The 14,262-nt window shown below is 72.6% G+C and carries 14 protein-coding genes; 9 read left to right on the top strand and 5 right to left on the bottom strand.

All coding sequences use genetic code 11. The features are described 5' to 3' along the window. Positions 1–5 precede the first annotated feature (5 nt). Positions 6–1,124, bottom strand: coding sequence for a transaldolase (gene tal, locus ACIO3R_RS04435; RefSeq protein ID WP_385036935.1), 1,119 nt, complete (start codon positions 1,122–1,124; stop codon positions 6–8). Between the two features lie 33 nt (positions 1,125–1,157). Then, positions 1,158–3,260, bottom strand: a complete 2,103-nt coding sequence (tkt, locus tag ACIO3R_RS04430; RefSeq protein ID WP_385036933.1) for a transketolase — start codon at positions 3,258–3,260, stop codon at positions 1,158–1,160. Positions 3,261–3,683: 423 nt separating this feature from the next. Here tkt and ACIO3R_RS04425 point away from each other — a divergent pair, with 423 nt between their 5' ends. From ACIO3R_RS04425 to ACIO3R_RS04385, 9 genes are all read left to right on the top strand, one after another. Continuing rightward, entirely contained in the window at positions 3,684–4,637 is a 954-nt protein-coding gene (locus ACIO3R_RS04425) for a heme o synthase (protein ID WP_385036931.1), read from the top strand. Between the two features lie 97 nt (positions 4,638–4,734). Next, positions 4,735–5,091 (top strand): hypothetical protein, encoded by a 357-nt coding sequence (locus ACIO3R_RS04420; RefSeq protein WP_402103220.1) that lies wholly within the window; start codon positions 4,735–4,737, stop codon positions 5,089–5,091. A gap of 250 nt (positions 5,092–5,341) precedes the next feature. Next, entirely contained in the window at positions 5,342–6,100 is a 759-nt protein-coding gene (locus tag ACIO3R_RS04415) for an SDR family NAD(P)-dependent oxidoreductase (RefSeq protein ID WP_402103217.1), read from the top strand. 39 nt (positions 6,101–6,139) lie between these two features. Beyond that, positions 6,140–6,883, top strand: a complete 744-nt coding sequence (locus ACIO3R_RS04410; RefSeq protein ID WP_402103215.1) for a FadR/GntR family transcriptional regulator — start codon at positions 6,140–6,142, stop codon at positions 6,881–6,883. Continuing rightward, a complete protein-coding gene (gene dgoD, locus ACIO3R_RS04405) occupies positions 6,880–8,025 on the top strand; it encodes a galactonate dehydratase (protein WP_402103212.1) in 1,146 nt (381 codons plus the stop codon). The genes ACIO3R_RS04410 and dgoD overlap by 4 nt, the downstream gene beginning before the upstream one ends. Next, the gene (locus tag ACIO3R_RS04400) at positions 8,019–8,846 is read left to right on the top strand and encodes a hypothetical protein (RefSeq protein ID WP_402103210.1); all 828 of its coding nucleotides are present in this window, start codon (positions 8,019–8,021) and stop codon (positions 8,844–8,846) included. The genes dgoD and ACIO3R_RS04400 overlap by 7 nt, the downstream gene beginning before the upstream one ends. Then, on the top strand, positions 8,834–9,475 hold the full coding sequence (locus ACIO3R_RS04395; protein ID WP_402103208.1) for a bifunctional 4-hydroxy-2-oxoglutarate aldolase/2-dehydro-3-deoxy-phosphogluconate aldolase: 642 nt from the start codon (positions 8,834–8,836) through the stop codon (positions 9,473–9,475). The genes ACIO3R_RS04400 and ACIO3R_RS04395 overlap by 13 nt, the downstream gene beginning before the upstream one ends. Beyond that, positions 9,472–10,341 (top strand): SMP-30/gluconolactonase/LRE family protein, encoded by an 870-nt coding sequence (locus tag ACIO3R_RS04390; protein ID WP_385041500.1) that lies wholly within the window; start codon positions 9,472–9,474, stop codon positions 10,339–10,341. The genes ACIO3R_RS04395 and ACIO3R_RS04390 overlap by 4 nt, the downstream gene beginning before the upstream one ends. Then, complete coding sequence (locus ACIO3R_RS04385; RefSeq protein WP_402103204.1) at positions 10,338–11,333, top strand: sugar kinase; 996 nt, start codon at positions 10,338–10,340, stop codon at positions 11,331–11,333. Before ACIO3R_RS04390 ends, ACIO3R_RS04385 begins: the two co-directional genes overlap by 4 nt. A gap of 49 nt (positions 11,334–11,382) precedes the next feature. Here ACIO3R_RS04385 and ACIO3R_RS04380 read toward each other — a convergent pair whose 3' ends face one another. From ACIO3R_RS04380 to ACIO3R_RS04370, 3 genes are all read right to left on the bottom strand, one after another. After that, a complete protein-coding gene (locus tag ACIO3R_RS04380) occupies positions 11,383–12,393 on the bottom strand; it encodes a heme A synthase (RefSeq protein WP_402103201.1) in 1,011 nt (336 codons plus the stop codon). A 65-nt stretch (positions 12,394–12,458) separates the two neighbouring features. Further along, the gene (locus ACIO3R_RS04375) at positions 12,459–13,226 is read right to left on the bottom strand and encodes an ABC transporter permease (protein WP_363021535.1); all 768 of its coding nucleotides are present in this window, start codon (positions 13,224–13,226) and stop codon (positions 12,459–12,461) included. After that, positions 13,223–14,170 carry an ABC transporter ATP-binding protein gene (locus ACIO3R_RS04370; protein WP_402103198.1) on the bottom strand — a complete coding sequence of 316 codons (948 nt, stop codon included), beginning with the start codon at positions 14,168–14,170 and terminating at the stop codon, positions 13,223–13,225. The genes ACIO3R_RS04375 and ACIO3R_RS04370 overlap by 4 nt, the downstream gene beginning before the upstream one ends. Between the last annotated feature and the right edge of the window lie 92 nt (positions 14,171–14,262).

The raw sequence follows: 14,262 nt of genomic DNA, 5'->3' as shown, positions 1-14,262 counted from the left end.
AGTGGTCAGCCCTCCGAAGGGGCGAGGCGCTTGAGTTCCGCCTCTGTCGAGTTGAGCAGGTCGATCCAGGCCGCCTCGAACTTCTCGACGCCCTCGTCCTCGAGGAGCTGGACGACGTCGTCGTACGAGACACCGAGCCCGCCGATGGCGTCGAGCTCGGCACGGGCCTGCTCGTAGGTGCCGGCGATGGTGTTGCCGGTGATCTGCCCGTGGTCCGCGGTGGCGTCCAGGGTCGCCTCCGGCATGGTGTTCACCGTGCCGGGGGCGACCAGGTCGTCCACGTACAGGGTGTCCTTGTACGCGGGGTCCTTCACACCGGTGGAGGCCCACAGCGGACGCTGCTTGTTGGCGTGCGCCTTGTCGAGCACGGACCAGCGGTCCGAGGAGAAGACCTCCTCGAACGCCTGGTAGGCGAGCCGGGCGTTGGCCAGAGCGGCCTTGCCCTTCAGCGCCTTGGCTTCGTCGGTGCCGACCGCGTCGAGCCGCTTGTCGATCTCGGTGTCGACCCGGGAGACGAAGAACGAGGCCACCGAGTGGATCTTGGAGAGGTCCAGGCCCGCGGCCTTCGCCTTCTCCAGGCCCGCCAGGTAGGCATCCATGACCTCGCGGTAGCGCTCCAGCGAGAAGATCAGCGTGACGTTGACGCTGATGCCCTTGCCGATGACCTCAGTGATCGCCGGCAGACCGGCCTTCGTCGCCGGGATCTTGATGAGCGTGTTCGGCCGGTCCACCAGCCAGGCCAGCTGCTTGGCCTCGGCGACGGTGGCATCCGTGTGGTGCGCCAGGCGCGGGTCGACCTCGATGGAGACCCGGCCGTCCTGGCCGTCCGTGCTGTCGAAGACCGGACGCAGGATGTCGGCGGCGTCACGGACGTCCGCCGTGGTGATCATGCGGATGGCCTCGTCGACCGTGACCTTGCGGGTCGCGAGGTCGGTGAGCTGCTGCTCGTAACCGTCGCCGTGCGAGATCGCCTTCTGGAAGATCGAGGGGTTGGTGGTGACACCCACGACGTGGCTCTGGTCGATCAGCTCGGCCAGGTTGCCCGAGGTGATCCGCTTGCGCGACAGGTCATCGAGCCAGATCGCCACGCCCTCGTCGGAGAGGCGCTTGAGTGCGTCTGTCATGAGAAATGCATCTCCTACTAGTCGTTAACGGCGTCAGCGCGCGGCGGCCGCGAGGGATTCCCGGGCGGCGGCGACGACGTGCTCGGCGGTGAAGCCGAACTCGCGGAAGAGGACCTTGGCGTCGGCCGAGGCACCGAAGTGCTCCAGCGAGACGATCCGGCCGGCGTCCCCGACGTACCGGTACCAGGTCAGCGCGATGCCCGCCTCGACGGCCACGCGGGCCTTCACGGACGGCGGCAGGACGCTGTCCTTGTACGCCTGGCTCTGCTCCTCGAACCACTCGACACACGGCATCGAGACCACCCGGGTCGGGATACCGGCCGCCTGCAGCTCCTCGCGCGCCCCGACGGCGAGCTGTACCTCGGAACCGGTGCCGATGAGGACGAGCTGGGGCGTCGCGACGTGCCCGTCGGGCGTCTGCGCGTCGAAGAGCACGTAGCCGCCCTTGGCCGCGTTCTCGTTCGCCTCGTACGTCGGCACGCCCTGGCGGGTCAGCGCCAGGCCGTGCGGGGCACCCTTGCCGAACACCTTGGTGTAGCGGCGCAGGATCTCGCGCCAGGCGATCGTGGTCTCGTTGGCGTCGGCCGGGCGGACGACGTTCAGGCCCGGGATCGCGCGCAGCGAGGCCAGGTGCTCCACCGGCTGGTGGGTCGGGCCGTCCTCGCCGAGACCGATGGAGTCGTGCGTCCACACGTACGTCACCGGCGCGTGCATCAGCGCGGACAGGCGCACGGCGTTGCGCATGTAGTCGGAGAACACCAGGAAGGTGCCGCCGTAGACGCGGGTGTTGCCGTGCAGCGCGATGCCGTTCATGGCGGCGGCCATGGCGTGCTCGCGGATGCCGAAGTGGATCGTGCGCCCGTACGGGTCGGCGCCCGGCAGCGGATTGCCCGCCGGGAGGAACGACGACGTCTTGTCGATCGTGGTGTTGTTCGAGCCCGCGAGGTCGGCGGAGCCGCCCCACAGCTCGGGGACGATCTCGCCGAGCGCCTGGAGCACCTTGCCGGAGGCGGCGCGGGTGGCGACACCCTTGCCGGTCTCGAAGACCGGAAGGCTGTCCTCCCAGCCCTTGGGCAGCTCGCCCGCACGGATGCGGTCGAACTCGGCGGCGCGCTCCGGGTTCGCGGTGCGCCAGGCGGCGAAGGTCTTCTCCCACGCGGCCTTCGTCTCGCGGCCGCGGTCCAGCGCCTCACGGGTGTGCGCGATGACCTCGTCGGCGACCTGGAAGGACTTCTCCGGGTCGAAGCCGAGGACCTTCTTGGTCGCGGCGACCTCGTCGGCGCCGAGGGCCGAGCCGTGCGCGGCCTCGGTGTTCTGGGCGTGCGGGGCGGGCCACGCGATGATCGAGCGGGCCGCGATGAACGACGGGCGGGTGGTCTCGGCCTTCGCGGCCCGGAGCGCCTCGTACAGACCCGCCGGGTCCAGGTCACCGCTGGGCAGCTGCGCGACACGCTGGACGTGCCAGCCGTACGCCTCGTAGCGCTTGAGGGTGTCCTCGGAGACCGCGGTCTCCGTGTCGCCCTCGATGGAGATGTGGTTGTCGTCCCAGAGGAGGACCAGGTTGCCCAGCTTCTGGTGCCCGGCCAGCGAGGACGCCTCCGCGGAGATGCCCTCCTGGAGGCAGCCGTCACCGGCGATGGCCCAGATCATGTGGTCGAACGGGGAGGTGCCGGGGGCCGCCTCTGGGTCGAACAGGCCGCGCTCGTAGCGGGAGGCCATGGCCATGCCCACGGCGTTCGCGACACCCTGGCCCAGCGGACCGGTGGTCGTCTCCACGCCCGTGGTGTGGCCGTACTCCGGGTGGCCCGGCGTCTTCGAGCCCCAGGTGCGGAAGGCTTCGAGGTCCTCCAGCTCCAGGCCGTACCCGGCCAGGTAGAGCTGGATGTAGAGGGTCAGGCTGCTGTGGCCCACCGAGAGCACGAACCGGTCACGGCCGGTCCACTCCGCGTCGGCGGGGTCGTGCCGCATCACCTTCTGGAAGAGCGTGTACGCGGCGGGAGCCAGGCTCATGGCCGTACCCGGGTGGCCGTTTCCGACCTTCTGTACGGCGTCCGCGGCGAGAACGCGGACAGTGTCCACGGCCCGCTGGTCCAATTCGGTCCACTGGAGGTCTGTGGTGGTCGGCTTGGTGCTCACCCTGAGTCAGGGCTCCTCTCCACTGTTGTAAACCGGTGGCTGTGACCGCACCGGACATTGTCGAGCCTACCCCCGTCGCAACCCGCGTTTTCCGGGTAATCCCAGGGTGCGGGCGGCCCGCCGGATTCGCCTCCCGTATGAGCGCGGAGGCTCACCGATGCGCCACTCCGATGAGCGCGGGGACCCACTCCTGAGGTGCGCCGACGCACCCTTGGGCGGGTCGTCCGCAGGCCCGGGAATTCCGGCGTGTCACCCGGATGAGCCAAGCCCTCCGCGCAGGTGCCGCAACGGCTCCCCGCGCCACATCAACACGACCCCACCCCCGCGAAGATCGGCATGTCCCCAACGTCTACAGTGGACTGGTTCGCGCAAGTCTTTACTGGGCCTTCACGCCCGGAGCTTGCTGGGATTTCTCTGTCAGGGGTGTGCGTGACGGCCGTCGAGTCCCGACCCGCAGGGGTCGCCTTGACTCCGAGCCCAGGGGGCCATCGCCCATTCGGGGCCCGTGTCAAGGCATTCGTGGCACTGACCAAGCCTCGGATCATCGAGCTGTTGCTGATCACCACTGTTCCAGTGATGTTCCTGGCCGCTCAGGGTGTACCCGACCTGTGGCTCGTGCTCACTACCACCATCGGCGGCTATCTGTCCGCCGGCGGTGCCAATGCATTGAACATGTACATCGACCGCGACATCGACGCGTTGATGGACCGTACGTCGCAGCGACCGCTGGTCACCGGCATGGTGAGCCCGCGCGAGTGCCTGGCCTTCGGTATCGGCCTCGCGGTGATCTCGACGGTCTGGTTCGGTCTGCTGGTCAACTGGCTGTCGGCGGCACTGTCGCTCGGCGCCCTGCTCTTCTACGTCGTCGTGTACACGATGCTGCTGAAGCGCCGCACCTCGCAGAACATCGTCTGGGGCGGTATCGCGGGCTGCATGCCGGTCCTCATCGGCTGGTCGGCCGTGACGAACTCGGTGTCCTGGGCCGCGGTGATCCTCTTCGCCGTCATCTTCTTCTGGACGCCGCCGCACTACTGGCCGCTCTCCATGAAGGTGAAGGACGACTACGCGCGGGTCGGTGTCCCGATGCTTCCGGTCGTTGCCACCAACCGGGTGGTCGCCCGCCAGATCGTGCTCTACAGCTGGGTCATGGTCATCGTCTCCCTGCTGCTGACCCCGCTCGGCTACACCGGCTGGTTCTACACGGTGGTGGCCCTGCTCACCGGCGGCTTCTGGCTCTGGGAGGCGCACGGCCTGCAGAGCCGCGCCAAGGCCGGCGCGGCCGGGGCCAAGCTCAAGGAGATGCGGCTGTTCCACTGGTCGATCACCTATGTGTCGCTGCTGTTCGTCGCCGTCGCGGTGGACCCCTTCCTGCGGTAGTCCGCTCCCTCTGCCTCCGCCGACGGGCGGGGTGCGTGGCCCACGCCACGCGCTCCGCCCGTCGCCAGTTCAGCTACCCGTCGGTAGCATCCTGTCCATGGCAGAGACGGCTGAGACCCAGCAGGTGGACGGCAAGCAGGCGGCGCGCGCGGAGCGCAGGGCGGCGCGGCTCGCCAAGCAGATCGGCGCCTTCGCGAAGGCGCACGGCGGCGCCGAGGGGCAGCTCGCCTACATCGGGGAGTCGGGCACCCGCATCGTCCTCGTCGGCGAGGACGGCGGCTGGGGCGATCTGGTCGCCCCCTCGTACGCGGTCGCCGAGAGCGCCGCGCGGAAGTCCGGGATCACGATGCACGAGTCCTTCGACGGCGAGTTCGCCGCCAAGGTGCGCACGGGCCCGTACGAGTGGACGCGGATGGCTGGCATCCAGGTCGGCGGCCCGGCCGACAAGGGCTGAGGGGCGGGCGGGCCGCACGGGCCGGACAGACACCACGCGGAGGCCGGTCGGACACCAGTCCGACCGGCCTCCGCCGTTTCCGCCCACCGGTGGACTCAAGTTTCACTTAATTAGTAATTAATCTTGACGGGGGGTCGGGTGAGCCGTCACAGTCCTGTCCGAGGCGCCGCCCCGTGATCTCCGTCCGGGCCGGGTACACCGTCACCGGAGTCACGACAGCACCGCTGAACCCGAGGAGTCGACCCGCACCATGAACGGAAACCCCCGCTTCGCCGACAAGGTGGCCGTGGTCACCGGAGCCGCCTCGGGCATCGGCGCGGCCACCGCCGAACGGCTCGCGTCGGAGGGCGCCGCGGTGATCCTCGCGGACATCGCGGAAGGCCCCGGCGAGAGCGTCGCGAGAGGCATCCGCGCCCGGGGCGGCCGGGCCCGCTTCGTCCGCACGGACGTCTCCGAGGAGGGCGACTGGCAGCGGGCCGTGGCCGCCGCGCACACCTTCGGCCCCGTCGGCGTCCTGGTGAGCAACGCCTACACGGTCGACGTCACCCCCGCCCACGAGATGAGCCTCGCCTCCTGGGAGCGGCAGCTCGCGGTCAACCTCACCGGCACCTTCCTCGGCTTCCGGGCGGTCCTGCCCGACCTGCGCGCACAGCGCGGCGCCGCGGTGCTGACCTCCTCGGTCCACGCCCACAAGGGCATCCCCGGGCACCCCGCGTACGCCGCGTCCAAGGGCGCGCTGCTCTCGCTGTGCGGACAGCTCGCGGTGGAGTACGGGCCCGAGGTGCGGGTCAACGCCGTCCTGCCGGGGCCCATCCTGACCGGGGCCTGGGACCGGGTGGGGGAGGAGGACCGCCGCAAGAGCGTCGCCGAGACCGCCGCGGGCCGGTTCGGCACCCCCGAGGAGGCGGCCGCGGCCATCGCCTTCCTCGCCGCCGACGAAGCGTCCTACATCACCGGATCGAGCCTGCTCGTGGACGGCGGCTGGTCCGTTGTCAAGGCCTCCGCCTGACCGCCGCCGTACCCCATCGCACAGAAAGGCACCACGGACATGACGCCATACGCGCGCCGCGGAGTGCACGGCCAGACCGTGGAGACTCTCGCGCGCCGGGTCCTGAGCGGCGAGATCCCCGAAGGGGCGACACTCGACCTCGTGGCACTCCAGGGCGAGCTCGACGTCAGCCTGACCGCCCTGCGCGAGTCCCTGAAGGTCCTCGCGGCCAAGGGGATCGTGGACGCCCGCCAGAAGCGCGGCACCTTCGTCAGGGCCCGCGCGGACTGGAACCTGCTCGACGCGGACGTACTGCGCTGGCAGTTCGCCGGCGGCACCGAGTCGGGCACCGACCTGGCACTCCTGCGCGACCTCGGCGAGGTCCGCGGCATCATCGAACCGGCCGCGGCCCGGCTGGCCGCCGACCGCCGCACCGACGCCGACCTGGCCGTCCTCGAAGCCGCGATCACCGCGATGGGCGAGCGGGAGGGCGGCCCCGCCCACGCGGTCGAGGCGGACCTCGCCTTCCACCGCGCCCTTCTCGCGGCCACCCACAACGAACTGCTGGACCGCATGGAGATGGTCATCGAGTCCGGCCTCGCCCACCGCGACGAGATCGTGCACAGCTCCCAGCACGGCGAGGACCCGGTCCCGAGTCACCGAGCCGTCCTGGACGCCGTCCGCGACCGGGACCCGGCCGCCGCGGAGCACGCCATGCGGGCCCTGCTCGACCAGGCCGTACGCGACCTCGACCGGGTGCACGGCACCGACGACGGCACCGCAGAGGGGACCGTGAACCGATGAAGATCACCCGTATCGAGACCTTCCTCGTGCCGCCGCGCTGGCTGTTCTGCCGGATCGAGACCGACGAGGGCGTCGTCGGCTGGGGCGAACCCGTCGTCGAGGGCCGCGCCGAAGTGGTCAGGACCGCCGTCGACGTCCTCGCCGAATACCTCGTCGGCCGGGATCCGCTGCGTATCCAGGACCACTGGCAGGTCCTCAGCAAGGGCGGCTTCTACCGGGGCGGCCCGGTGCTCTCCAGCGCCGTCGCCGGAATCGACCAGGCGCTGTGGGACATCGCGGGCAAGGCGTACGGCGCCCCCGTCCACGCCCTGCTCGGCGGCCCCGTGCGCGACCGGGTCCGGGTCTACGCCTGGGTCGGCGGCGACGAACCCGCCCGCCTCGCGGAGGAGGTCACCGCCCAGGTCGAGGCCGGCTTCACCGCCGTCAAGATGAACGCGGCCGGCCGCACCTCGCCGCTGGCCACCCCAGCCGAGACCGCAGCCGTCGTCGAACGGGTCGCCGCCGTCCGCGACGTGCTCGGCCCCGGCCGCGACGTCGCCATCGACATGCACGGCAGATTCGGACCGGCCGGGGCCCGCCGGGTACTGCACGCCATCGAGGCACTGCACCCGCTGTTCGTGGAGGAACCCCTCCTGCCCGAGCAGGGACACCTGCTGCCCGCCCTCACCGCCGCCACCTGCGTCCCCATCGCCACCGGCGAACGGCTCTACGGGCGCGCCGACTTCCTGCCCGCGCTGACGGCCGGGATCGCGGTCGCCCAGCCGGACCTCTCGCACGCCGGGGGCATCTCCGAGGTCCACCGCATCGGCTCGCTCGCCGACACCTTCGGGGTGCAGCTCGCCCCGCACTGCCCGCTGGGCCCCATCGCGCTCGCGGCCAGCCTCCAGATCGCGTTCGCCACCCCGAACTTCCTCATCCAGGAGCAGAGCCGGGGCATCCACTACAACAAGGACGCCGACCTGCTGAGTTACGTCGTGGACACCGAGCCGTACCGCTTCGACGCCGGCCACGCCCGGCGCACCGACCGGCCGGGGCTCGGCATCACCGTCGACGAGAACGCCGTCCGCGCGGCGAGCCGCTCCGGACACGCCTGGCGCAACCCGGTGTGGCGGCACGACGACGGATCGTTCGCCGAATGGTGAGCGCCCCGGCCCTCCTGCGGATCGAGACCGACCCCGCGCACGGCGGCCGGTGGACCTCGCTGCGGGCGGCCGGCCGCGAATGGCTCCGGCACCGGCCGGAGCCGCGCCGCCCCGGCGTCCGTCCCGGCGACGCCTTCGCCGACGCCGGCGGTCTGGAGGAGTGCGTGCCGACGGTACGCGGCACCCCCGACCACGGCGACGCCTGGTCCAGGCCCTGGCAACGGGCGGCCGACGGCACCGAGTCCGCCGACTGCCCCGACTTCCGGATCGGCCGGCGCATCCGTACCGACGGGGACCGCGCGGTGGCCGACTACCGGCTCACCGCGGAACCCGGTTACCGCTTTCTGTGGGCCGCCCACGCCCTGCTCGACCTCGCACCGGGCGCCCGCATCGGGATCGCGGACGGCGCCCCGGTCCGCCGTTACCCGGACGGCGGAGACCGGTGGATCCCCTGTGCCTGGCCCTCGGGCCTCGACCGAATCGGCCCGGACGACGGTACGGCCGTCGGCGCGGTCGTCGGCACCCGGCAGGTGTCCGTCCACGACGGAACGGCCGTGCTGCGGCTGGCCGTCGAGGCCGGGGACCAGCCGGTGTCCGTCGCGCTGTGGCGCAACCTCGGCGGCTTCCCCGAGCACCACCCGTACCGCTCGGTCGGCGTCGAACCGATGCTCGGCCGGGTCTTCGGCCTCGCGGCCGCCGGGGAGGGCGACGCCGCCGTCGTCCCGGCCGGCGGCGAGGTCCGCTGGCGCCTCACCGTGACGGCGCACACCATGACAGACGTACCGAACAACCAGAAGGGAACCCGCACGTGGAGCTGCTGACCGCGCTGCGCACCCACCGGATCGTCGCCATCGTGCGCGGCGCCGACGCGGACGCCGCACTCAGGACCGTACTCACCCTGGCCGAGGAGGGACTCCCGCTCATCGAGGTCTCCCTCAGCGGGCAGGACGCACTCGGCGTCATCCGCCGGGCCCGCGCCGCCCTCGGCCCGGCCGCACCGCTCGGCGCGGGCACCGTGCTGACCGCCCAGGACGCCCAGGCGGTACGCGACGCGGGAGCCGACTTCGTCGTCACCCCGGCCGTCTGCGAGGGCGTCACGGAGGCCAGGCGCATCGGACTGCCCGTACTGGCCGGAGTGATGACCCCGAGCGACATCGTCGCCGCGCAACGGCTCGGCGCCGACGCGTACAAGCTCTTCCCCGCCGCACAGGCCGGCGGCCCCGGCTATCTGTCGGCGCTGCGCGGGCCGTTCCCGCACGCGCCGTTCGTCCCGGTCGGGGGAGTGGACGCCGAAGCGGCCCGCGACTACCTCGCCCGGGGCGCCACCGCGGTGGGCGTCGGCTCCCCGCTGATCGGCGACGCCGCAGACGGCGGCAGCACCGACGCGCTGCGCGAGCGCGCCCGCGCCTTCCTCGCCGCGGTACGCATCCCGTCGGGCAGCGGTCGATGAGCGCCGGCGCACCGGCCGCGCTGTGGCCGGACCGCCTCGGGCTCGGTGAGGGCATCCGGGCGGTCGACGGCCGCATCGTCCTCGTCGACATCCTGACCGGCCGGCTGCTGTCCGGCCCCGCCGACCGCACCGCCCCGCTCGTTCCGCTGGTCCGGCTCGACGAACCGCTGGGCGCGGTCGCCCCGGTCCACGGGCGCCCCGGACACTGGATCGCGGCCGCCGGAACCGGCATCTGCCTGATCGCCCCGGACGGCGTCACGCGGTGGCTGGCCCGGCCCGAGGAAGGGGCGGTCCCCGCGATGCGGATGAACGACGCCACCGCCGATCCGCGGGGCCGGTTCTGGGCGGGCAGCATGGCGTGCGACGCCGTGGAGGGCGCCGGCTCCCTCTACCGGGTCGGCCACGACGGCGCGGTGGACCGGGTGCTGGACGGGCTCACGGTGCCCAACGGCCCGGTGTTCACGGCGGACGGCGGTGCGATGTACCTCGCGGACAGCGCGAAGGGCGTCATCCGCCGCTACCCCGTGGACCCGGACAGCGGGGCGCTGGGGGCGCCCGACACCTTCGCCGCGTTCGACCGGGGCAGCCCGGACGGCATGGCGGTCGACGCCGAGGGCGGCCTGTGGACCGCCGTCTGGGGCACCGGAACCGCCCACCGCTTCCGCGCCGACGGCACCCCGGACCGGCAGATCCGGTTCCCCGCCGCACAGCCCGCCGGGCTCTGCCTCGACGGCGACACCCTGTACGTGACCAGCGCCCGGCACGGACTCACCGCGCCCGGTCCGCTGGACGGCGCGGTGTTCTCCGTACGGGTCGATGTTCCGGGCCTGCCCACCGCCGCCTACCGGCAGGGGAGTCCCGTATGACCGCCGCGATACGTGCCTGGGCCGGACGGCCCGCCCGCCCCCCGGTGGCCTGCGTCGGGGAGACGATGGCCGCGCTGGTCCCGGACCCGGTCGCCCCCCTGGAGGAGGCCGCCCGGCTCGGCGTACGCATCGCGGGCGCCGAGTCCAACGTGGCGGTCTACCTCGCCGACCACGGGGTGCCCGCCCGCTGGGTCTCGGCGCTCGGCGACGACCCCTTCGGCCGCCGGATCCTGCACGAGGTGGCCGCGGCCGGGGTCGACGTCAGCGGGGTGCGCACCGACCCGCACCGCCCGACCGGACTCCTCGTCAAGGACCCCGGCACCGACTCCACCCGGGTCCACTACTACCGCCGCGGCTCGGCGGCCTCCGCCCTGACGGCGGACGTGCTGAACGACGACGCGGTACGCACCGCCGGGCTCGTCCACCTCAGCGGCATCACCCCGGCGCTCTCCCCGCACTGTCACGGCCTGGTCGCCGCGCTGCTGGAGGTCCCCGCCGCCGAACGGCCCCGCCCGGTCAGCTTCGACGTCAACCACCGGCCCGCCCTCTGGCCGGACGGCACGGCGCCCGAGGTGCTGCTCGGCCTCGCCCGGCAGGCGGACATCACCTTCGTCGGCCTCGACGAGGCGCAGGCCCTGTGGGGTGCCGGGCTGACCGACGCGGCCGCCGTGCGCGCGCTGCTGCCCCAGCCGCGCGTCCTCGTCGTCAAGGACGGCGGGCGGGCCGCCACCGCCTTCGACGGCGACCGGACGCACACCGTGCCCGCGCCCCGGGTCGCGGTCGTCGAACCGGTGGGCGCGGGCGACGCGTTCGCCGCCGGGTTCCTCGCCGGACTGCTGCACGGAGAGGACACCGTACGGGCGCTGCGCCTCGGCCATCTCACCGCCGGCGCCGCACTGCGGGTGACCGGCGACCACGGACCGCTGCCGGACCCGGCCCGGCTGGCCGCGCTGCTGGACGTGGGGGACGCGCAATGGGCCGCGGGGGCATGACGGGGCCGACGGGGCAGCGGGGGAGCCGTTCACGCCTCGACGCCGGGGTTCAGGCCGTCGCGGGCTCCGGCTGCTCGGCCGCCGGGCCGGGCACCCCGGCGATGTCCACCGGCCGCTCGCGCTGCGACAGCAGGACGCGCAGCACCCCGATCCACACCAGGCACGAGCCGAACATGTGCAGCCCGACGAGGATCTCCGGCGTGTCCGTGAAGTACTGGACGTACCCGATCACACCCTGCGCCATCAGGATCAGGAAGAGGTCCCGGACGCGGTGCAGCGGGCCGACGGGCGCGTCGACGGCCTTCAGGACGAACCAGAGCGCGACGGTCAGCGCCACCACGACCCAGGCGAGATCGGCGTGCAGCTGCGCGATCATCTTCCAGTCGATCGGGATGCGGTGGACGTCGCTGGAGTCCCCGGCGTGCCGGCCGGCCCCCGTGACCACGGTGCCGACCGCGATCAGCAGCCCGGCCGCCACCACCAGCAGCCAGGTCAGCTGCGAGACCGCCTTGCCGACCAGCGGACGGGGCGCGGTGTCGCCCTCCCCGATGCGGTGCCAGGTCAGCAGGGCGATCGTGAGGAGTGCGGTGGAGAGCAGGAAGTGCGCCGCGACGGTGTACGGGTTGAGGCCGACCAGGACCACGACGCCGCCGAGGACGGCGTTGCCCATGACCACCCAGAACTGCGCCCAGCCGAGCCGGGTGACACCGCGCCGCCACGGCTTCGCCGACCGGGCGGCGATGATCGCCCACCCGACCGCCGCGCACAGGACGTACGTCAGCATCCGGTTGCCGAACTCGATGACGCCGTGGAAGCCCATCGCGCTCGTCGCGGTGAGGCTCTCGTCGGTGCACTTGGGCCAGGTCGGGCAGCCGAGACCGGAACCGGTCAGCCGCACCGCGCCGCCGGTGACGACGATGGCGACGGCCATCACGACGGCGGACATGGCCGCGCGGCGCACTGTCCGGGCGGACGGCGTCCAGCGTTCGGCGATGTACTGAAGCGGGTTCCGTACGGCTTGAGCGACTTCGGCTCGGGTCAGCTTGGGCACGGGGACCATCGTAGGCGGCCGCTTGTGCAAGCTTTCACGAGGGGGACGAACCGTGACCTGTCGCGTGTCCGGGGTCACTCCCAGCGGAAGAAGCGCGCCGCCGCGCCGAGGCCCAGCACCGCCCAGACGGCCAGGATGCCGAGGTCGCCCCACGGCATCGCCGCACCGTGCTGGAGGACGTCGCGCAGGCCGTCGGACAGGGCCGCGATCGGCAGCAGCCCCAGCACCGACTGGACGGCGTCGGGGAACTTGTCCAGCGGCACGATGACCCCGCCGCCGACCAGCAGCAGCAGGAAGACCAGGTTGGCCGCGGCGAGGGTCGCCTCCGCCTTCAGCGTCCCGGCCATCAGCAGGCCGAGCCCGGAGAACGCGGCGGTCCCGAGGACGAGCAGCAGCAGGACGGCGAACGGGTTGCCGTGCGGAGACCAGCCCAGCGCGAAGGCGATCACCGTGAGCAGCACCACCTGGAGCACCTCGGTGACCAGCACGGCCAGCGTCTTGGCGGTCATCAGCGCCCAGCGGGGCAGCGGGGACGCGCCGAGCCGCTTGAGCACCCCGTAGCGCCGCTCGAAGCCGGTGGCGATGGCCTGGCCGGTGAAGGCCGTGGACATCACGGCGAGCGCCAGGATGCCGGGGGTCAGGAAGTCGACCGACGCGCCCGAGCCGGTGTCCACGATGTCGACCGCGCTGAACAGGACCAGCAGCAGCGTCGGGATGACCACCGTCAGCAGCAGCTGCTCGCCGTTGCGCAGCAGCATCCGCGTCTCCAGCGCGGTCTGCGCGGCGATCATGCGGGGCAGCGGGGCCGCGCCCGGCCGGGGGGTGTACGTACCGGCGCTCATGCGCGCAGCTCCTTGCCGGTCAGTTCCAGGAAGACGTCCTCCAGGGTGTGGCGCTCGACGGAGATGCCGGAGGGCATCACGCCGTTCTGCGCGCACCAGGAGGTGACGGTGGCCAGCAGCTGCGGGTCGACCTGGCCGGTGATGCGGTACGCGCCGGTGCTGAGCTCGACCGCCTCCGAACCGTCGGGCAGTGCCTTCAGCAGGGAGCCGAGATCGAGACCGGGGCGGCCGGTGAAGCGCAGGGTGTTCTCCGCGCCGCCGCGGCAGAGGGTCTCCGGGCTGCCCTGGGCGATGAGCCGGCCGGCGTCGATGATCGCGACGTCGTCGGCGAGCTCCTCGGCCTCGTCCATGAAGTGGGTGGTGAGCACGACGGACACGCCGTCGGTGCGCAGTTCCCGTACGAGGTCCCAGGTGGAGCGGCGGGCCTGCGGGTCGAGGCCCGCGGTCGGCTCGTCGAGGAAGACCAGCTCGGGGCGGCCGACGACGGCCATCGCGAGGGCGAGCCGCTGCTGCTGACCGCCGGAGAGCCGCCGGTAGGTGGTGCGGCCGCAGCCGCCCAGGCCCAGGCGCTCGATCAGGGCGTCCACGTCCAGCGGGTGGGCGTGGAGCTTCGCCGTGTGCCGGAGCATCTCGTCGGCGCGTGCGCCGGAGTAGACGCCGCCGGACTGGAGCATCACGCCGATCCGGGGGCGCAGCCGCGCCGCGTCGGCGACGGGGTCGAGACCGAGGACCCGGACCGTCCCCTCATCCGGACGGCGGTACCCCTCGCAGGTCTCGATCGTGGTGGTTTTCCCGGCGCCGTTGGGGCCGAGGACCGCGGTGACCGCACCGGCGCCCACGCACAGGTCGAGGCCGTCCACCGCGGTCCGGTCGCCGTACCGCTTCACCAGGCCACGGACCTGGACAGCCGGGCCGGACGGGGGTGGGGCGGGCTCGCTCTTCATGGGCGGTAAGTCTAGGCAGCCGTCTTCCGGGCCCCCGTCCCGGGGCTTGATTAGGTAACCCTAAGTGATCGATTCCACCGTTGATCGTTTCG

The organism is Streptomyces sp. NPDC087428, from assembly GCF_044744085.1.
In the GTDB taxonomy this organism is placed as follows: domain Bacteria; phylum Actinomycetota; class Actinomycetes; order Streptomycetales; family Streptomycetaceae; genus Streptomyces.
The sequence above is the reverse complement of the archived record's forward strand: the minus strand, read 5'-3'. Positions and strand labels throughout refer to the sequence as shown.

Excerpts from the sequence above, each read along its gene's own strand:
- ACIO3R_RS04380 (WP_402103201.1), bottom strand. The coding sequence starts at position 12,393 with ATGGTCCCCGTGCCCAAGCTGACCCGAGCCGAAGTCGCTCAAGCCGTA.
- dgoD (WP_402103212.1), top strand. The coding sequence starts at position 6,880 with ATGAAGATCACCCGTATCGAGACCTTCCTCGTGCCGCCGCGCTGGCTG.
- ACIO3R_RS04410 (WP_402103215.1), top strand. The coding sequence starts at position 6,140 with ATGACGCCATACGCGCGCCGCGGAGTGCACGGCCAGACCGTGGAGACT.
- ACIO3R_RS04370 (WP_402103198.1), bottom strand. The coding sequence starts at position 14,170 with ATGAAGAGCGAGCCCGCCCCACCCCCGTCCGGCCCGGCTGTCCAGGTC.
- ACIO3R_RS04415 (WP_402103217.1), top strand. The coding sequence starts at position 5,342 with ATGAACGGAAACCCCCGCTTCGCCGACAAGGTGGCCGTGGTCACCGGA.
- ACIO3R_RS04385 (WP_402103204.1), top strand. The coding sequence starts at position 10,338 with ATGACCGCCGCGATACGTGCCTGGGCCGGACGGCCCGCCCGCCCCCCG.
- ACIO3R_RS04375 (WP_363021535.1), bottom strand. The coding sequence starts at position 13,226 with ATGAGCGCCGGTACGTACACCCCCCGGCCGGGCGCGGCCCCGCTGCCC.
- ACIO3R_RS04400 (WP_402103210.1), top strand. The coding sequence starts at position 8,019 with ATGGTGAGCGCCCCGGCCCTCCTGCGGATCGAGACCGACCCCGCGCAC.
- ACIO3R_RS04390 (WP_385041500.1), top strand. The coding sequence starts at position 9,472 with ATGAGCGCCGGCGCACCGGCCGCGCTGTGGCCGGACCGCCTCGGGCTC.
- tal (WP_385036935.1), bottom strand. The coding sequence starts at position 1,124 with ATGACAGACGCACTCAAGCGCCTCTCCGACGAGGGCGTGGCGATCTGG.
- ACIO3R_RS04420 (WP_402103220.1), top strand. The coding sequence starts at position 4,735 with ATGGCAGAGACGGCTGAGACCCAGCAGGTGGACGGCAAGCAGGCGGCG.